This is a genomic window from Paraglaciecola aquimarina (assembly GCF_032464635.1).
In the GTDB taxonomy this organism is placed as follows: domain Bacteria; phylum Pseudomonadota; class Gammaproteobacteria; order Enterobacterales; family Alteromonadaceae; genus Paraglaciecola; species Paraglaciecola aquimarina.
Window position 1 is genome coordinate 3,636,618 of record NZ_JAWDIO010000002.1, and the last position, 16,571, is coordinate 3,653,188.

General features: G+C 40.4%; 12 protein-coding genes and 3 pseudogenes. 4 read left to right on the forward strand and 11 right to left on the reverse strand.

Going from position 1 to position 16,571, the window contains the following annotated elements; genetic code table 11:
- Positions 1-3: 3 nt before the first annotated feature.
- From RS130_RS17985 to malQ, 7 genes and pseudogenes are all read right to left on the reverse strand, one after another.
- Positions 4-330 (reverse strand): hypothetical protein, encoded by a 327-nt coding sequence (locus tag RS130_RS17985; RefSeq protein ID WP_316027066.1) that lies wholly within the window; start codon positions 328-330, stop codon positions 4-6.
- A 73-nt stretch (positions 331-403) separates the two neighbouring features.
- A pseudogene (locus RS130_RS17990) lies at positions 404-2,071 on the reverse strand (alanine/glycine:cation symporter family protein).
- 45 nt (positions 2,072-2,116) lie between these two features.
- Positions 2,117-3,247: a M14 family metallopeptidase gene (locus tag RS130_RS17995; protein ID WP_316027067.1), complete on the reverse strand. Its 1,131-nt coding sequence runs from the start codon at positions 3,245-3,247 to the stop codon at positions 2,117-2,119.
- A gap of 427 nt (positions 3,248-3,674) precedes the next feature.
- Positions 3,675-4,058, reverse strand: a complete 384-nt coding sequence (gene msrB, locus RS130_RS18000; protein WP_316027068.1) for a peptide-methionine (R)-S-oxide reductase MsrB — start codon at positions 4,056-4,058, stop codon at positions 3,675-3,677.
- Positions 4,059-6,145: pseudogene (glgX, locus tag RS130_RS18005) on the reverse strand (glycogen debranching protein GlgX). It abuts the gene before it with no gap.
- Positions 6,146-6,150: 5 nt separating this feature from the next.
- Positions 6,151-8,338, reverse strand: a pseudogene (gene glgB, locus RS130_RS18010) (1,4-alpha-glucan branching protein GlgB).
- A 58-nt stretch (positions 8,339-8,396) separates the two neighbouring features.
- Positions 8,397-10,592, reverse strand: coding sequence for a 4-alpha-glucanotransferase (malQ, locus tag RS130_RS18015; protein ID WP_316027069.1), 2,196 nt, complete (start codon positions 10,590-10,592; stop codon positions 8,397-8,399).
- A 608-nt stretch (positions 10,593-11,200) separates the two neighbouring features.
- On the opposite strand from malQ, the gene gap reads away from it, so the two are divergent.
- Together gap and RS130_RS18025 are read left to right on the forward strand one after the other, a co-directional pair.
- Positions 11,201-12,196 carry a type I glyceraldehyde-3-phosphate dehydrogenase gene (gene gap, locus RS130_RS18020; protein WP_316027070.1) on the forward strand — a complete coding sequence of 332 codons (996 nt, stop codon included), beginning with the start codon at positions 11,201-11,203 and terminating at the stop codon, positions 12,194-12,196.
- Positions 12,197-12,430: 234 nt separating this feature from the next.
- Complete coding sequence (locus RS130_RS18025) at positions 12,431-13,267, forward strand: D-hexose-6-phosphate mutarotase (RefSeq protein ID WP_316027071.1); 837 nt, start codon at positions 12,431-12,433, stop codon at positions 13,265-13,267.
- Positions 13,268-13,586: 319 nt separating this feature from the next.
- Here the strand turns inward: RS130_RS18025 and RS130_RS18030 are convergent, their stop codons facing one another.
- A complete protein-coding gene (locus RS130_RS18030) occupies positions 13,587-14,336 on the reverse strand; it encodes a hypothetical protein (protein WP_316027072.1) in 750 nt (249 codons plus the stop codon).
- A 439-nt stretch (positions 14,337-14,775) separates the two neighbouring features.
- Here RS130_RS18030 and RS130_RS18035 point away from each other — a divergent pair, with 439 nt between their 5' ends.
- Both RS130_RS18035 and RS130_RS18040 read left to right on the forward strand, forming a co-directional pair.
- Positions 14,776-15,144, forward strand: coding sequence for a glycoside hydrolase family protein (locus tag RS130_RS18035; protein WP_316027073.1), 369 nt, complete (start codon positions 14,776-14,778; stop codon positions 15,142-15,144).
- A complete protein-coding gene (locus tag RS130_RS18040; protein ID WP_316027074.1) occupies positions 15,074-15,562 on the forward strand; it encodes a glycoside hydrolase family protein in 489 nt (162 codons plus the stop codon). Before RS130_RS18035 ends, RS130_RS18040 begins: the two co-directional genes overlap by 71 nt.
- Before the next feature lie 102 nt (positions 15,563-15,664).
- On the opposite strand, the gene RS130_RS18045 is transcribed toward RS130_RS18040, so the two are convergent.
- The 3 genes from RS130_RS18045 to RS130_RS18055 all read right to left on the reverse strand — a co-directional run bounded on the left by RS130_RS18045 (position 15,665) and on the right by RS130_RS18055 (position 16,485).
- Entirely contained in the window at positions 15,665-15,814 is a 150-nt protein-coding gene (locus tag RS130_RS18045) for a hypothetical protein (RefSeq protein WP_316027075.1), read from the reverse strand.
- Positions 15,811-16,134 (reverse strand): hypothetical protein, encoded by a 324-nt coding sequence (locus tag RS130_RS18050; RefSeq protein ID WP_316027076.1) that lies wholly within the window; start codon positions 16,132-16,134, stop codon positions 15,811-15,813. The genes RS130_RS18045 and RS130_RS18050 overlap by 4 nt, the downstream gene beginning before the upstream one ends.
- 174 nt (positions 16,135-16,308) lie before the next feature.
- Positions 16,309-16,485, reverse strand: a complete 177-nt coding sequence (locus tag RS130_RS18055; RefSeq protein WP_316027077.1) for a hypothetical protein — start codon at positions 16,483-16,485, stop codon at positions 16,309-16,311.
- Positions 16,486-16,571: the final 86 nt, after the last annotated feature.

Below are 16,571 nucleotides of genomic sequence, written 5' to 3' on the forward strand. Positions count from 1 at the left end.
AAGTTAATCTGACCTTTTCAAGAATACCAATCGCACACGATTGACGATATACCAAACAAAGCCAATAATTGTCACTGCGACAGCCAGTTTATATTGCAGATCTTGTTGAGCCGAACCGCCCCAATACATAAAACCGAACCCGGCTACAAATAGTAACATGGCCACCATAGATTGGGTTTGTATGCTTTGTTTCTTCAAATATTTTCTTAAATCCTGCTGACGAGCGATATCTTCAGCACTCGCATTGCCTAGATTAAAATCACAATGCTGACAACTCTTTGCTTTATCTGAAATTTTTTTATTACAAGAAGGGCATTCAACTACAGCCATACTTTTCACTCCGTTAATACATTGAAAAACGCGGCATCTAGCCGCGTTTTTTTACTTAAATACAATTTATCAGTTATTTATCTTTATTAAATCTGTCCCAGTAATCCGCAACTGAGTCTTTCATTTCTTTACGCAATAAGAAAATACCAAATAAATTAGGTAATGTCATGACAACAATTGCGACAGCAGACAAAGTCCAAACTAAGGTGGTATCTGATACAGCAGCCCACACAAAACCAGCAACATAGATCACGCGATATGGCATAACCGAACGAGGCCCAAATAAATACGTCATTGCCCTATCGCCATAATAAGACCAAGCAATGGCGGTAGAAAAGGCAAACAATAACAAACCAACAGAAACGATATACTTACCAGATTCCCCAAAGAAACCTTTGGTGAAGGCTAAAGCAGTCAGACTAGCGGAGTGAACAAGTGACTCACCTCTTACAATAATGCTCTTCTTAACCAGTTTACCGTCTTCAACGTTTAAGCTACCAGAAAAGCTATCCACTGGCTCGCCAATGGAGAAAGTAACATTATCGGCAAATGAGCGAGCGTTGATAATAGTAAAATCACCGCTGACCGCCTTACCATCAAGTACTTTAATCTGCCCATTAAAATCGGTGACGTTATGCCCTTCTAGACCATTAATATATTTATACAAAGCTTCTTTGTCTGCAGGATTAGACTCGGAATAGTTACCCGCCAATATGTGCATATCAGAACGATCGAAAGTGTTCATGTGTTTTTCTTTCCAAACACCAGAAGACAAAATAACCAAACCTGTAATAGTACAAATAATAATAGTGTCGATAAAAGGCTCTAGAATAGATACCATGCCTTCTGATACTGGCTCTTCTGTTTTTGCTGCGGCATGGGCGATAGGCGCTGAGCCTTGACCCGCTTCATTTGAAAACAACCCACGATTTACGCCTTTGTTAAAAGCATAAGCGATTGTCGCTCCTAAGAAGCCCCCCGTTGCGGCTGAGCCGGTAAAAACATCAGAAAAGATAGAAGCAAAGGCTGGCCCAATATTTTCTACATTGGCAAAAATAACAGCAAAGGCCCCCACGATATAAATTAATGCCATTAATGGCACTATTTTAGAGGTGACCGCGGCAATTCGGGTAATCCCCCCAAAATAACGAGCGCAAGTAGAATGCCTAAAACACTTCCCACAATAAGTGGATCAAAACCAAAAGTTGCTTCCACACTGGTCGCAATACTGTTACTTTGCGGTAAATTACCAGTACCGAAAGAACTGACAACGGTTGCTACTGCAAAGGCAATAGCCAGCCATTTCATATTTAATCGTTTGTCCATGTAGTACATAGGTCCCCCCGCCATGGAACCATCAGGCGTTTTGTCTCTATATTTATGAGACAAGGTTACTTCGACAAATTTGGTCGTCATACCAAAAAAAGCAGTCGCCCACATCCAAAATAAAGCCGCCGGTCCACCTAGGAATAGGGCAAAAGCCACCCCTCCTATATTTCCGGTCCCCACAGTTCCTGACAGTGCAGTGGTTAATGCCCGAAAGTGAGTTGTATCGCCAAGGTGCATCATCTTTATCAAACTTCCCCGTAACAACTTTCCACGCATGTTTAAAATATCTAACTTGTGGAAATTTAAGGTACACAGTAAAAAATAGCCCCGTACCTAATAACACATAAGGAAACCACCACGCGCCCCCTAACATGCCATCTAACAACTTTAAAAAACTATGAAACGTTTCCAATTTATTCCCCTTTTAAGCTCATTATTATTTTTAATATATTTTTTATTATTGATTTAACTGAGCCAATACTGCTCGCATAGCAATTAAAACATCTTCTCCAAGCTGTTTACAACGAGCCGGAGACCAGCCGTAAACAGAGTCAGGTAATTCAATATTGTCTTTAAATGGCATTTCCAATGTATACGACAAACAGTCAAATTCATGCCCTATTGCATTGGCAGCCAAGGCTAAATTACCCTCGCCTTTTTTATCCTTTTCATAACCGTAGACATCTTGAAATTCCGGCGTGGCATTCAACAGCGCCGTTTTAAAGGTATTTTCAAGTGCCATCAGTCTATCGTTATAGTTTGGATTGCCTTCACAGCCAGCCACAAAGTTATAGGGTAAGGCTTCATCACCGTGCACATCTAACAACATATCAACGCCAGTTTGGTGCATTTTTTGTTTGACCAAGTACACTTCAGGGCTATTTTCCATCGTAGGATTTGCCCACTGACGATTTAAATTAACTCCCTTGGCGTTTGTTCTAAGGTGTCCGCGAGCAGCCCCATCTGGATTCATATTCGGTACCACATAAAATACAGCTTGCTCTAGCAATAACCGTGACAATGCGTCATCTTCATCTAATAATCGCTCCAACAATCCTTCTATTAGCCATTCGGCCATTGTCTCGCCAGGATGCTGCCTAGCGGTAACCCATATGGATTTCTTACCTTCTTCTGGTTGTCCAACAATTAACAAAGACATATCTCGATTGTCTAACGTAGCGCCCAAATACACGGGTTTACAATGAATCGATTGTTGCGCCCAAGCGAGCAAATCTAAATGGCGCTCGTAACTGTAAGGTGCGAAATATGCATAATAGACATGATCAAATTCGGGTGTGTGTTCAATCGTTAAATTATTACCATCAAATTCTGTGTCGACTCGAAACCATTCTTGTCGATCGTAAGATGCCACCGCCTGATAATTTTCCCAGCCACCAGGATAAGCTGACTGAGCCAAATCAGTGATAGTAATGGTATGGGAAATAAAGCTTGAGCTTTCTAATTTGAAATGAAACCACTGGTAAAAATCTGACTGGTTATCTTTTTGAATACTAAGTTGAATATTATTGGGGTCATCAGCAAGAATAACTTGAATATTCCCGCTATCAAAATTGCTACTAATTCTCACGTTTTCAATCCTATAAAGGTCATACCGTTAATCTATCACAATCTGGATTCACTCGCCTAGAGCCTTTAATTAATTGCTCAGAATTGACCTTAAAACAAACACAATGCCAGCAGACTTTCCGCTAGGTTGACGAAATTTCAAAAGCAACAACCAATCCTTCACACCGGCGTTTTGTGAAAAACCGCTGGATATATTCTGAGAGATCACTCACCAAGATGGAATGCTATAAACTGTAGTGCCCCGCTTGCCCTTACCGTAATCACAAGTGCAAAACGCTAGCCAAACCACACTGAGCGTTGTCACAACACCTTGAAAATAAAAAAGGACCCATAATAGGTCCTTTGCAATGAGGCTAGTTTTCATAGCATCAATATAATCCGTTACCTACCTGCTACACCAGCTACTTATTTACCAACTATATACTTAGCTACTTGGCAGAAAACTGAAGAGATACCGAATTAACACAATATCGTTTACCACTGGGCTGCGGTCCATCATCAAATACATGACCTAAGTGCGCATCGCAATGTTTACAGACGATTTCCACTCGCTGCATGGCCAAAGAATCATCAGCATGGTACTCAACGTTTTGCTCGTCACTTTGGGCGGAAAATGAAGGCCATCCACAACCTGAATCATACTTAGCCGTTGAATCAAATAACTTGCTATTGCAACAGGTACAAACGTATTCGCCGCGACCGGTTTCATCTAATAATTTTCCAGTAAAGGGTCTTTCAGTACCTTTCTCTCGGCACACTCGGTACTCTTCATCGGTCAACTTTTGTCGCCATTGTTCATTTGATAATTTCATTTATTTCTGATCCTTAGGCACACATTGGAATACACAAATGCTACGACCAGCTTGAAGATGTTTGTGCTTAATTTTAACGTCAGGTTGGTCAGACCATTTTGCGTAACGGGTGTCTAACTTTATCTGCCAACTGTCTCCTTCACAAAAAGTAGGTAATTGAAAACATACGTCATGATCGCTGGCATTAAAAATAAATAACCAGTGTTCTTGATGTATTGATCCTTCAACTGGCCGCCCTCTTAGTTCCAAAGCAAAAGCTTGGTTATTATGATCTTGCCAATCATCCTCTACTTTTCTCTCACCATCTGGTCGATACCAATAAATTTTCTCTACATTATGTCCACTTTTGAAATCATCATCCTTCAAATTTAAATGATGTAGGATTTCACTTTCTTTTCGCAAGTTAATGACCTTTTGGCAAAACACTAAAAAGTCTTTCTGGGTTTCATCTAATGACCAGTTAAACCAATTGATTTCATTGTCTTGGCAATAGGCGTTGTTGTTACCTTGTTGTGTACGGCTAATTTCATCTCCACCCAAAACATGGGGCGTACCCTGCGATAATAATAAGGTCGCAAATAAATTCCGTTTCTGTCTTTCCCTCATTTTGCGGATTTCTTGGTCTGTGGTTTCGCCCTCCTCACCATAATTGGCTGAAAGGTTATGCCCATGACCATCTCTATTCTGCTCGCCGTTAGCTTCGTTATGACGCTCTGCGTACGTGACCATATCGTGTAAAGTAAAGCCGTCGTGATAACTCACATTGTTAACTGAGGTTAAAATTGAACGGTTCTCTTTCGAAAATACGTCTCTGGAGCCTAATAAACGCGTAGCAAAATCACTAGTTTGCCCCTTGTCTCCGCGCCAAAATGAGCGCACTGTGTCACGATACTTATCATTGCATTCCAGCCAATTCGACGGAAACTGACCTAAACGATATCCACCATGTCCTATATCCCAAGGCTCGGCAATCAACTTAGTTTCAATTAAAACCGGATCTTGACGCAAAGTTCTAAAAAACCTGATAAGTTTGAAAACTCATAGGGATCTCGTCCTAAGCTAGCCGCTAAATCAAACCTATACCCATCGACTCCCATTTCTTGAACCCAATAACGTAACGAGTCCATTACCATTTTTTGAACATAGGGAAAAGCGGTATTCACGCTGTTACCACAACCTGAGTTGTTCACGTATTTCTCGTAATCTACCGCGCCAAATTCATTACGTTCAAACAAATAAAATGAGGAGTTATCAAAGCCTTTGAAGGACAAAGTAGGTCCATCACTGCCCCCTTCAGCTGTATGATTAAACACAACATCAAGCACGACCTCAAGACCAGCTTCGTGCAAACAATCTACCATGGTTTTAAATTCAGCTACCCCGTCATTAACCACATACCTAGGTTCAGGACAAAAATAGTTAATGGGGTTATATCCCCAGTAATTGGTTAACCCTTTATTAGTAATAAATGGCTCTGGCATAAAAGCAAAAACAGGCATAAGTTGCACGGTCGTTATGCCTAGATCCTTGAGGTGTTGAATAATTGCAGGATGACAAACACCTAGAAATTTCCCTTTATGTTTATTGGGGACATCAGGATGTAACTGAGTGAGCCCTTTGACATGTGCTTCGTAAAGTACCGTGTCTTCCAATAATACCTTAGGCTTGGCCACTCTGTTTTCTGATACGGGCGGCGCTAACACTACGCCTTTCGGGATCATGTTTTGGCTATCACCTTGATATTTTTTGCTATCCCATAACAAAGGTTTGCTCAGTGCTTTGGCATAGGGATCGATCAACAATTTATCATGATCAAATTTCATCCCCATATGCCTGTGATTATCTCCACGCACCCTATAACCATAAAGCAAACATGGTGCAGTGTTATCTAAAAAGCAATGCCAGACCTTGCCCGTTTTAGCGGGCATCGGAATGACGGCAAGTTCTTTCTCGGATTTTTTATCAAATATACAAAGATCCACACCATCTGCAAGCGGGCAATGCACGGCAAAATTCACCCCTTTTTCGAAAATGTTAGCCCCTAACGGATGCGGCTGCCCCGACAAGATCTTATAATTTGGTTTCACAAAAACTATCCTTTATAAATAATAAATAAACTCGCAAGAGGCGGTAATGGTACAGGTATTGACTGTGCCTGATTATTCCAAGGAATAGCAGCTGATTTGGTTTTCTTAATGGTTTTATACCCACTGCCCCAATACTTTTTGTCATCTGTATTCAAAATAATCTGATACTCGCCTTCATCCTGTACTCCGAGTCTAAAGTCATCGTAAGGAACAGGCGTAAAGTTGGTAAGTACATATATTTTTTGATCTTTGGATTTTCTTACCATCGACAATACGCTCTGATCGGCATTGCCATGATCAATCCAATCAAATCCTTCGTGACTATGTTCTAGCTCATACAAGGCTGGGTACTTACGATAAGTTTTATTTAAATCTCGGTACAGGTCTTGTATCCGCTTGTGTTTTTCAAACTCCAACAAATGCCAATCAATCGAACTTTCGTGATTCCATTCTTCAGATTGACCTATTTCGTTGCCCATGAAATTTAACTTTTTGCCAGGATGACCATACATAAAGCCAGCATAAGCTCTTAAGTTAGCTGCCTGTTGCCACTCATCGCTAAGGCATTTTGCGTAATAATGAGCCTTTCCCGTGGACCACTTCATCGTGAGAAATAGGTAACACAAAACTCTCATCAAATGAGTACACTAAGCTAAACGTGATCTCATTGTGATGATAACGACGATAACTCGGATCTTTAGCAATATAGTGCAATGAGTCATTCATCCACCCCATATTCCATTTAAAGCCAAATCCTAAGCCACCTTCGAATACAGGTTTAGACACTTTAGGAAATGAAGTGGACTCTTCAGCTATGGTAATAGCGTTCGGGTATTTTGCATATACTTCTCTATTCATCCATTGCAAAAAGCTGATGGCTTCGTAATTGTGATTGCCTCCATCAACATTAGGGATCCACTCGCCATCATCCCGCGAATAATCTAGGTATAACATAGAGGCGACTGCATCTACTCTCAATCCATCAATATGGAATTTATCTAACCAATACAAAGCATTGGCAACGAGGAACTGACGCACGGTGTCTTTACCAAAATCATAAATGCATGAATTCCAATCTGGATGCCACCCCTTACGTGGATCTTCATACTCGTAAACGTGTGTTCCGTCAAATCGCGCTAAACCATGACCATCCTCTGGGAAATGCGCAGGCACCCAATCAATAATCACCCCGATATCATTTTGGTGACACTGGTCGATAAAATACTTGAAATCATCAGGTGAACCAAAACGGCTGGTAGGTGCAAATAATCCGACGGGTTGATAACCCCATGAACCGTCAAATGGAAACTCTGAAACTGGCATTATTTCGATATGGGTATAGGCCATATCTTTAACATACGGGATGAGTTCATCAACCAATTCACGATAGGTAAGGAATTTTTGATTTGACTCTGGGTACAGGTTTTTCCATGAACCAAGATGCAGCTCATAGAAACTCATAGCCTGCTTATATTTATCTTTTTTAACTTTATTGACCCATTTATCATCATTCCACTGATATTGATTATGGTCGTACACGACAGAACAATGAGACGGATATTGCTCCGCTGAAAACCCTACTGGATCAGCTTTATGTGGCAAGTCAGCACCATAGGCATCTTTAATCTGATACTTGTATTTTGCCCCCGCACTAATGTCAAGGGACGACTAAGACCCAATAGCCAAAGTCTGTTTTTTGCATGGGTAGACATGAACCATTCCAATAGTTGAAATCACCAATTAGTGAAACAGCACTAGCATTAGGCGCAAATACAGCAAATCGTGTAGCCTGAATAGGCTCTTCTAGACCAACATCAAGAGAAACTAATTGCGCACCAATTTGTTGGTAAAGATTCTCAGGACTGTGATCGACAAAGTGTTCTGCATGGTAGGCTTGTTCTTGAAACTGATAAGGATCAATAAGTTGGTAGTCTCCCCAAGCGTTAGTCACGTTAAATGCGTATGCTACTGGTGCTTGTTCTACGGTAAATGAACCTTGAAATAAATAACTGTCATCTGCATTTTTCAAACTACCAAGTTCTCTACCCGTACCAAGATCCACCAGCACAACTGATTTTGCACCCGGTATCCAAGTAGTAACAGAAAATAGAGAGAAGAATCTTGAAAATGCGCGCCCAAATGGGCAAAAGGAAATGTACAACTGGCTTTAGATAGAGCGTATTCTAACTGCATATTTTCGCCTTTTAGTGGGTAGCTTTGCCATCGCAACAAAGCTACATAATGAAACTAATCACACTGAGGATGTTTTTCTAACCTCTGTTAAATTAGCTGCTAGTTTGTTTAATGATGCATCAGTAAAGATGTCTTGTAAATTAGATGTTAATTTTCGACGCCAATTAGGGTATTCATTAAAGGTCCCAGGAACATTAACGGGATTATCCATTTGTAACCAATCTTCTAACTGTAAACTTAATAACTCACTTGATCCACCCGCCATGTGCAATTGCATGCCATTATTTAACGCCTCACTCATACCCACATAATTCACGTCAGAACTAATATCTTGACTGATTGAAGAATGGCCATGTAACGTATCTAAAATCGCTTGTTTATTTTCATGGCGATCTGCGTATAAGGTTTGCAAAATTTCTTCTGTGGGATACAAACCGAGTTCTTTACCTAGTTGTAGGTCATGACAATGCCAAAACCCCGATAGTGTCGGCATGTCATGTGTGGTAAGGGTAGACATTGATTGTTCTGGGTAATGTGCAGGCGAATAAAATCCACCATCCTCGGCTTGCTCAAAAAAGAACACACGATAGGAATAAACACCGTTTTCGGCTAGTTTGTCTCTGATTTCTGGCGGTACAGTCCCTAAATCTTCACCAATTACCATGCTTTGATGACGGTGACTTTCTAAGGCTAAAATACCTAAGAGGTCATCTACAGGATAATAAACATAGCCGCCTTGTTTGGCGCTATTCTCTTTCGGCACCCACCATAAACGTAGTAATGCCATTACATGATCAATTCTAAGGGCTCCAGTAGCGTGCATATTAGCGTTAAATAAATCAATAATAGGCTGATACTGTTGTTGATAGAGCTTTTCTGGATCCATCGGCGGCAATCCCCAGCTTTGTCCCAAAGGCCCTAAAACATCTGGAGGCGCCCCAACACTTGCATCAACACAATATAAATCTTGATTACCCCATATTTCGGCACTGCCTTCACTAACACCGACTGCCAAATCTCGGTATAAACCAATATGCATGTTATTGCTTGTGGCGATATTATTTGCTTGCTCTAACTGCAGCGCGGCCTGCCATTGCAGCCATAAATAGAACTTAATTCTAGCGGCATATTTTTTGGCAAAGGTTTTCACTTTGGGCAACGAGTACTCAGCATACTCTTTTGGAAAGACTGGCCATCCCCAACTATCTTTACCTTGTGCCGCCAAATGCTCTTGCAATGCATCGTATACAGCTAAAGTCTGTAAACTCTCACCACCGTCAGCAATGAAAGACTTAAAAGCCTTATTTAACTTACTATTGCTTGATAGGTATTTCTTATTTTGGTAGGCAAAAACAGCTTCTAAGGCCTTAAGTTTTAAGGCTGTCACAGTCGAGTAATCAACTAAATCAGTATCTCTGGCTTCTTTTAGTTTTGCCTGAAATTCGTCATTATTGACAATAGCTTGTACCGCAGTTTGTGTATATCCATCCACTGCCGTTACATCAATATAGATAAAATTTAACCACCGACGAGACGACGGCCCATAGGGACTGCAAACATCAGGATTAGCAGGATACAAAGCATGTATTGGATTTAAGCCAATAAAATGTGCGCCTTGTTTAGCGGCGTTTTCTAATAGGTAACTTAAATCCGTAAAATCTCCAATCCCCCAATTAGTCTCACTTCTTAAGCAATATAGTTGGACACTTAAGCCCCACACTTTTTCACCTTGAACTAACGCTTCAGGTTTGAAGCACGCAACTGGCGCCACGATCAAACGCATAGTCGCCAACTCATCGTCATCAATCACCAATGCCAACGAGTGGTAACCTAAAGGCAAGTCAATTGGTAAATCAATAATGTATTCTTGAAACTCAATATCTTCAATATGGCAAACATTGGCTAATTGGCCATCAATAGGCGAAAACGTAAATGATTTGACTTGCCCCTGCTCTGTTGTAATTTGAGCCTGATATTCGTCTGTTACCAGCTCTATGGGTAACCGCACCGATATTTGTAAATCCTGATTGTTGCGAATAACTTGAACAGGGTTAAGAGGCGAGAGCCAGCTTTTATTAACAGAATCTTCTATCTGCTTCTCAAGTAACTCAGCGTTATCAACCTGATAACCCATCACCTGCAATAATTTTTTCTTGGTGCTCATATCTATTGTGGTTGGTTTACCCCAAGCATCAGTGTAATTAGATTCTATTCCACAATTGGTCACTAGATAGTCTATTAAAGAAGCCGTCATTATTAATTTATCCCTTAGATGTTTAGAACACTATTATCAGTCATATTTCTGCTGTAAGCCAATTGAATACGTTTTCAACATTGAAAGGCGATTGCTTACAAAATTACCATGTCAACTGGGAGTAAAATGGTTAAAAGATGGGGACTATTTAACCACTTATTTCGACCACCTATTCATTTTACCTAAAGACAATTCAAGCTATATCAATTGTTCTGCTTCTTGAGCAATTGTCTAGCGCACTTCATTTCGGCCCTAGTGACTCATTTAGCTGAGGTTATGTAGACAAAACATATTAAATCATTGAATTATATTGATATTGCTTAGCGTAAACTACTGATTAGCTTAAACGGGACTTCTTATCCAGAACTCTAGTTACTTAAAGTAACAACATTCGCGCAAGATCTATTCGAAATTTACCGTAGATAGCCCTATATTGGTTGCGGTCAATCCACCATTTTGCCGTGTTTTTGCACATATCTGTAATTAAATAACATATATTCGGGAATATTTTGCCTTATTTGTGCAATTAGTCCATAATTTTGTAATTATATTTCAGGGGGATAAAATCCCCCTACACGCCATTTTATCTAATTACAGAGGAGCACGGCATGACAATTAAGGTAGGCATCAACGGTTTTGGACGTATCGGTAGATTTGTATTCAGAGCGGCTTGTGAGCGCGATGATTTAGAAGTAGTAGGAATTAACGATCTACTAGACGCTGATTACATGGCTTACATGCTTAAATATGACTCAACTCATGGTAAATTCAACGGTACAGTTGAGGTAGTTGACGGACAATTAGTGGTAAATGGAAAAACAGTTCGTGTAACTGCTGAGCGTAATCCTGCGGATCTAGCTTGGAACGCCATCGGAGTGGATGTAGTTGTTGAATCAACTGGTCTTTTCTTAACCGACGAAACTGCACGTAAACATATTGAAGCCGGAGCCAAAAAAGTCGTATTGTCTGCGCCTTCTAAAGATGCAACGCCTATGTTTGTTATGGGTGTTAATGCTGACTCTTACGCTGGTCAAGACATTGTATCTAATGCCTCTTGTACCACTAACTGTTTAGCACCACTAGCTAAAGTTTTAAACGACAATTTCGGTATTGTTGATGGATTAATGACGACAGTTCACGCAACCACAGCGACGCAAAAAACAGTTGATAGCCCTTCTGCTAAAGATTGGCGTGGTGGACGCGGTGCGTCTCAAAACATCATTCCTTCGTCAACTGGTGCAGCTAAAGCGGTAGGTAAAGTTATTCCTGAGCTAAATGGTAAACTGACTGGTATGGCTTTCCGTGTTCCAACTGCTGATGTTTCAGTTGTTGATTTAACAGTAAACCTAGCAAAACCAGCTTCATATGCTGAAATTTGTGCAGCGATGAAATCAGCTTCTGAAGGTGAATTGAAAGGCATAATGGGTTACACAGAAGATGCTGTAGTATCTCAAGACTTTATTGGCGATGTACGTACTTCAGTATTTGACGCAACAGCTGGTATCGCACTAACAGACACCTTCGTAAAACTTGTTTCTTGGTACGATAACGAAATCGGCTACTCTAACAAAGTGCTAGATTTAGTTGCTCATATTAGTAAATAATAATTGAAACTATAAATTTGCCGTTTAAAATAAGCGGCAAATTAAATGAAAAAGGCGACCACACAATAGTCGCCTTTTTTGATCTATGCCAATAATCATTGAATTGACACAGCCTCGGGCAAGTAAATGACGGCTTTGCGCTTGCTCATACTAAGCGAGGGTGCGAACAGAAAAGCCAACAAGCATGCACTTTCAACAATGAAGGGTAAACATTTATAGCTAACAGGACCCACTATGCTACTGACTGACTCAACCACCATAATTACTCGGTCTACTATTCAAATTCTACAAATTGATAACGCTCTCGCTACCGCAGAGATATCATTATTTGGCGGTCATATTCTCAGTTTTGTACCCAAACGTGACAATAGAGAGCGCTTATGGGTCAGCCCGAAGGCAGCACTTGACGGTAAAAAAGCTATTCGTGGCGGCGTGCCCATATGTTGGCCTTGGTTTGGCGATCATAAAGATAGCCACTATCCTGCACATGGCTACGTGCGTAATCAAAACTGGCAAATAATCAATAGTAAAGACAGCACGACAGGCACAACAGTTACGTTAAGACCTAACGCCAGTGTCGATGATGGCTTTAGTGGCGATGCGCAACTTACTTTAGTGGTAGAAGTAGGCGAAAATCTAACTATTCAACTACACACAGAAAATTTGGGGAATCACACTTTCAGTTATAACTGTGCATTACATAGTTACTTTTCAATAGTGGATATTAACCTATGCCAACTGGCCGGAATAGAAGGGGTTTATTTAGATAAGACCCGAGGTTATGATAGTTTTGATACGCCAGCACTTTATAATTTTAGCGAAGAAACCGATAGGGTTCATTTGAATAAAACACCACAAGTAGATATCACAGATGGCCCTTTATTAACTAGCGTATGCTCTACAGGTCACGACAGCATAATTGTATGGAATCCATGGCAGAAAAAGTCCATTAGCATGGCTGACATGAGCGATAATGGCTATTTATCTATGGTGTGCGTCGAAACTGCTATTACCCAAGGTCAAACGGTAAATCCTGGAGAGACCCACGTAGTAGAACAAGTTATTAGCTAGTGAATTGGCTGAAAATTCTAGCTATGCAAAAAGGGCATACTTTAAAATATGCCCTTACTTAACTAGAGCTCTGGATAAGAAGTATCGTTTACGCTAAGCAATATCAATATAATTCAATGGCTTAATATGTTTTTGTCTACATAACCTCAGCTAAATGTTGCTCGGCAACGAAATTTTTGGTGTATAGCAAGGCAGATTGTTGTACGCAATAACGTGTTATTGCGTACAACAATTCAACGCCGCTCGACGCAAAAAGAGCGTTATCGAGAGGTTCGGCTTACCCTGGATTCAGGTTATTTACACATTTCTTTGTCAAATATTAGAATCGGTAACCTATTCCCAAAGCAATCACTGGGTAGTATTCGAAGTCTGAGATATCTTCTTCAAGATTTGCCTTTTCTTTGTTAATTTCTGCACGAAATAATTGAGCTTCAGCGCTATCCCCTGTAACGTCAAATGATGAATTTGGATCGCCAACTCGCTCTGCCGTTCCACTATAATTTAGTTCTACCTCAGGTGTACCGGAAAACAACACGCCTAGCTCGAATGAAAACATCCAGCCAGTCGGATCCGAGTTCCCCCAACCTAAACCAAAATACCCGGCTGTTCCACTGCCCAAAGCGACAGACGCCTCTAAAGCTAATGGTTTGTCTCCTGAGCTGCCACGGTATTCCTGATCACCAATTTCAAATATTTCGGAACCGTCACTAGTAGCACTGCCCCTTAGCTCATTACTGTTTGAATAGGCGCCACCAGTGAAACGAAAGGTTCCTCCAAAAGGGCGTACATCAAGTAATATGCCATAATTTGATAAATCTAACTCACCGTTATAATCAATGCCATCTTCCTCGAAATCATCATCGTAAGAGAAGCTATTACCCTGTAATCGAAAGTTAAAATAGTCATTCACCCGGTAATCTAGCTCGAGACCTGGACCTAATGTCCCAACTTTCACACTTAAACCTACACCTGCAGAATTACTGTCCTCGGCAGCCGCGGTAAAAGAACAACAAATAGCTAAACAACTTGCTGCTATGACTGATTTAGACCTAATTTTATATGTGCTCATAGTGTTCCTTTAGTTGGATTGTGTTTTATAAATTATTGTTAATTATCAAAATTACTTACTCAGATAGAGCTTAAAGGGTAAATTATTTGCAACCAAGAATACATTATATTTTTTCATAACAAAGTGTTGAACTTAACAAGTGACACAATGCTAAATGGATTGAGGTAAACTCGAGCGATGTCAACTAAAATCCACTTTTAATTAACAAACTTTACATTTAAATGCATTTTGTTAAAAAATGCTGCTCAATCTATCATCAACTTACATGTGAACTGCTAGAAAAATCGTGGCAACAATAGCTATAAAACTGTGTGGAATTATGCCGCCCCGTTATAAGAATATAACTTACCGCCGTACTACTACATCTACAATGATACTGTTATTAATGAGCGCAGATGACCAAGAAGCGCCGTTATTAACAAGAGAGTAGTTTAAAACTTTGTTCGGTTTTGCTCCTCATAATGATATTGACAGACAACATCTTCGTTTTGGCGCGCCTGAAGATGTCAATTGTGGCGCTAAATTGTTAGCCCAAACCGTGGTTTCTTATGCTGACTCACCAGATGGACCTTGGACACCGGCAAACAAGGTCATAATACCGAACGGAGCAGAAGGCGAATGGGATCAAAATACCGTACACGACCCCTACCCTTTGGTGCACAACGGCAAAATTTATCTTTACTACAAAGCTGACTTTGGCCGTTTTCGCGATCAGCCAAGAAAAAAATCTAGTACGCATGCAAGGTTTAGCCATTGCAGACAACCCACTAGGCCCCTTCACCAAACATCCATTGAATCCACTGATTAACTCAGGACACGAGACAACATTATTTCCTTTTAAAGAAGGCATTGCCGCTATTGTTATTCGAGATGGCAATGAAAGTAACACCATTCAATATGCCAAAGACTGGGTTAACTTTGAAGTAGCTGCTCATACCGAGCTATTACCCAATGCCGGAGGCCCATATGTGCCAGATGCCTTCACAGATACAAAGTATGGACGTGGGATTACTTGGGGGATTTCTCATTTCACAGCAGTCAATGGCTATAAGACCAATCACTCAATGCTCACCCGTTTCGATACAGATTTAAGCCTTGATATCGATGATCAACAGATGAAGAGCCACGGTATCATAAACACACCTGAATACCATTGGCGTCATGGCTTAACTAGACAACAAAAGAAACGCATTGCAGAACAAAACAAACAACTAATAAATAAATAGCGCGCTAAAGTCGTCCTAAGAAAATATAAAAAAGGAGCACTAATGCTCCTTTTTTATGGATAACCTGACCGTACTATTATATCCACCATATTGTACTAAATACTAAGCAAGGAGCTTTTTAGCTTGGGCTTGCCAAGTGTTATATCCTCGCACTTTTTCAAATTGTTTTAATGCAGTTTTTACTGGGGCGGGAGGATTAGCAATTTGCGCTAACGTCGTAATACCGGCCTCGGCTAACTTTTTCTGAGTCATTGGGCCAACACCAACGATTGACGCAACGCTTGGTTTTTTACCACTCTAGGTTTTGCTGGCGCCGTTCTTGGTTTAGCCGCTGCTGGGCTTTTGGCGACGGTTCTTTTAACCGCTGCTCTGACGGTTTGTTTGGGTTCGGCAGCAGGGCTTTGGTTGACTGCAGTTAACTCAGCAACACGCTTATCGAAGTCAGCCTGCAGTTTCGCTAGCTTTTTGCTAAATCCGGTCTCTCGTTCTTTGTGTAACTTACTTTTTAGTTTGCTAGACTTTTTACTCAATTTATCGACTTGACTGGATAAATCGACTATCTTTTTTTCCAAGTCTTTTTGTGTTGATTTTAGTTTCTTAATCTTTTTCGCATCTTTTTTATCGGTTTTAGCAGTATTTTTTTAGTCACAACTAAGCTCTCTTTAATGGATTGAGGTTACATTTCAAAAATGTTGTGATGTAGCATTACACCTTTCATTTATCGAAATAATAAATTAGCGAATCGCTTAATCTTCAGATTGATGCTCCGCTATAAAGCGACGAATATATTTTCTTAATTCTCTCGCAGCACTGCTATCTAAATCGTCACAAAGCGACACAAAATCGTCACGTTCTTTACCGTTAATACGAATAACTAACTGACTATCTTTTTTGCCTAATTTCGAAGGTTGCTTTTTTGTCATTTCACTTGGCCTGTTTACTAGATAGCTAACATTACGTAGTAAAATCACGCAATGTATATACAAACAATATACCTTGTCGATAATTT

Coding starts and splice junctions, on each gene's coding strand:
- RS130_RS17985 (WP_316027066.1), bottom strand. CDS start 330: ATGGCTGTAGTTGAATGCCCTTCTTGTAATAAAAAAATTTCAGATAAA.
- msrB (WP_316027068.1), bottom strand. CDS start 4,058: ATGAAATTATCAAATGAACAATGGCGACAAAAGTTGACCGATGAAGAG.
- malQ (WP_316027069.1), bottom strand. CDS start 10,592: ATGACGGCTTCTTTAATAGACTATCTAGTGACCAATTGTGGAATAGAA.
- gap (WP_316027070.1), top strand. CDS start 11,201: ATGACAATTAAGGTAGGCATCAACGGTTTTGGACGTATCGGTAGATTT.
- RS130_RS18025 (WP_316027071.1), top strand. CDS start 12,431: ATGCTACTGACTGACTCAACCACCATAATTACTCGGTCTACTATTCAA.
- RS130_RS18030 (WP_316027072.1), bottom strand. CDS start 14,336: ATGAGCACATATAAAATTAGGTCTAAATCAGTCATAGCAGCAAGTTGT.
- RS130_RS18040 (WP_316027074.1), top strand. CDS start 15,074: ATGCAAGGTTTAGCCATTGCAGACAACCCACTAGGCCCCTTCACCAAA.
- RS130_RS18045 (WP_316027075.1), bottom strand. CDS start 15,814: ATGACTCAGAAAAAGTTAGCCGAGGCCGGTATTACGACGTTAGCGCAA.
- RS130_RS18055 (WP_316027077.1), bottom strand. CDS start 16,485: ATGACAAAAAAGCAACCTTCGAAATTAGGCAAAAAAGATAGTCAGTTA.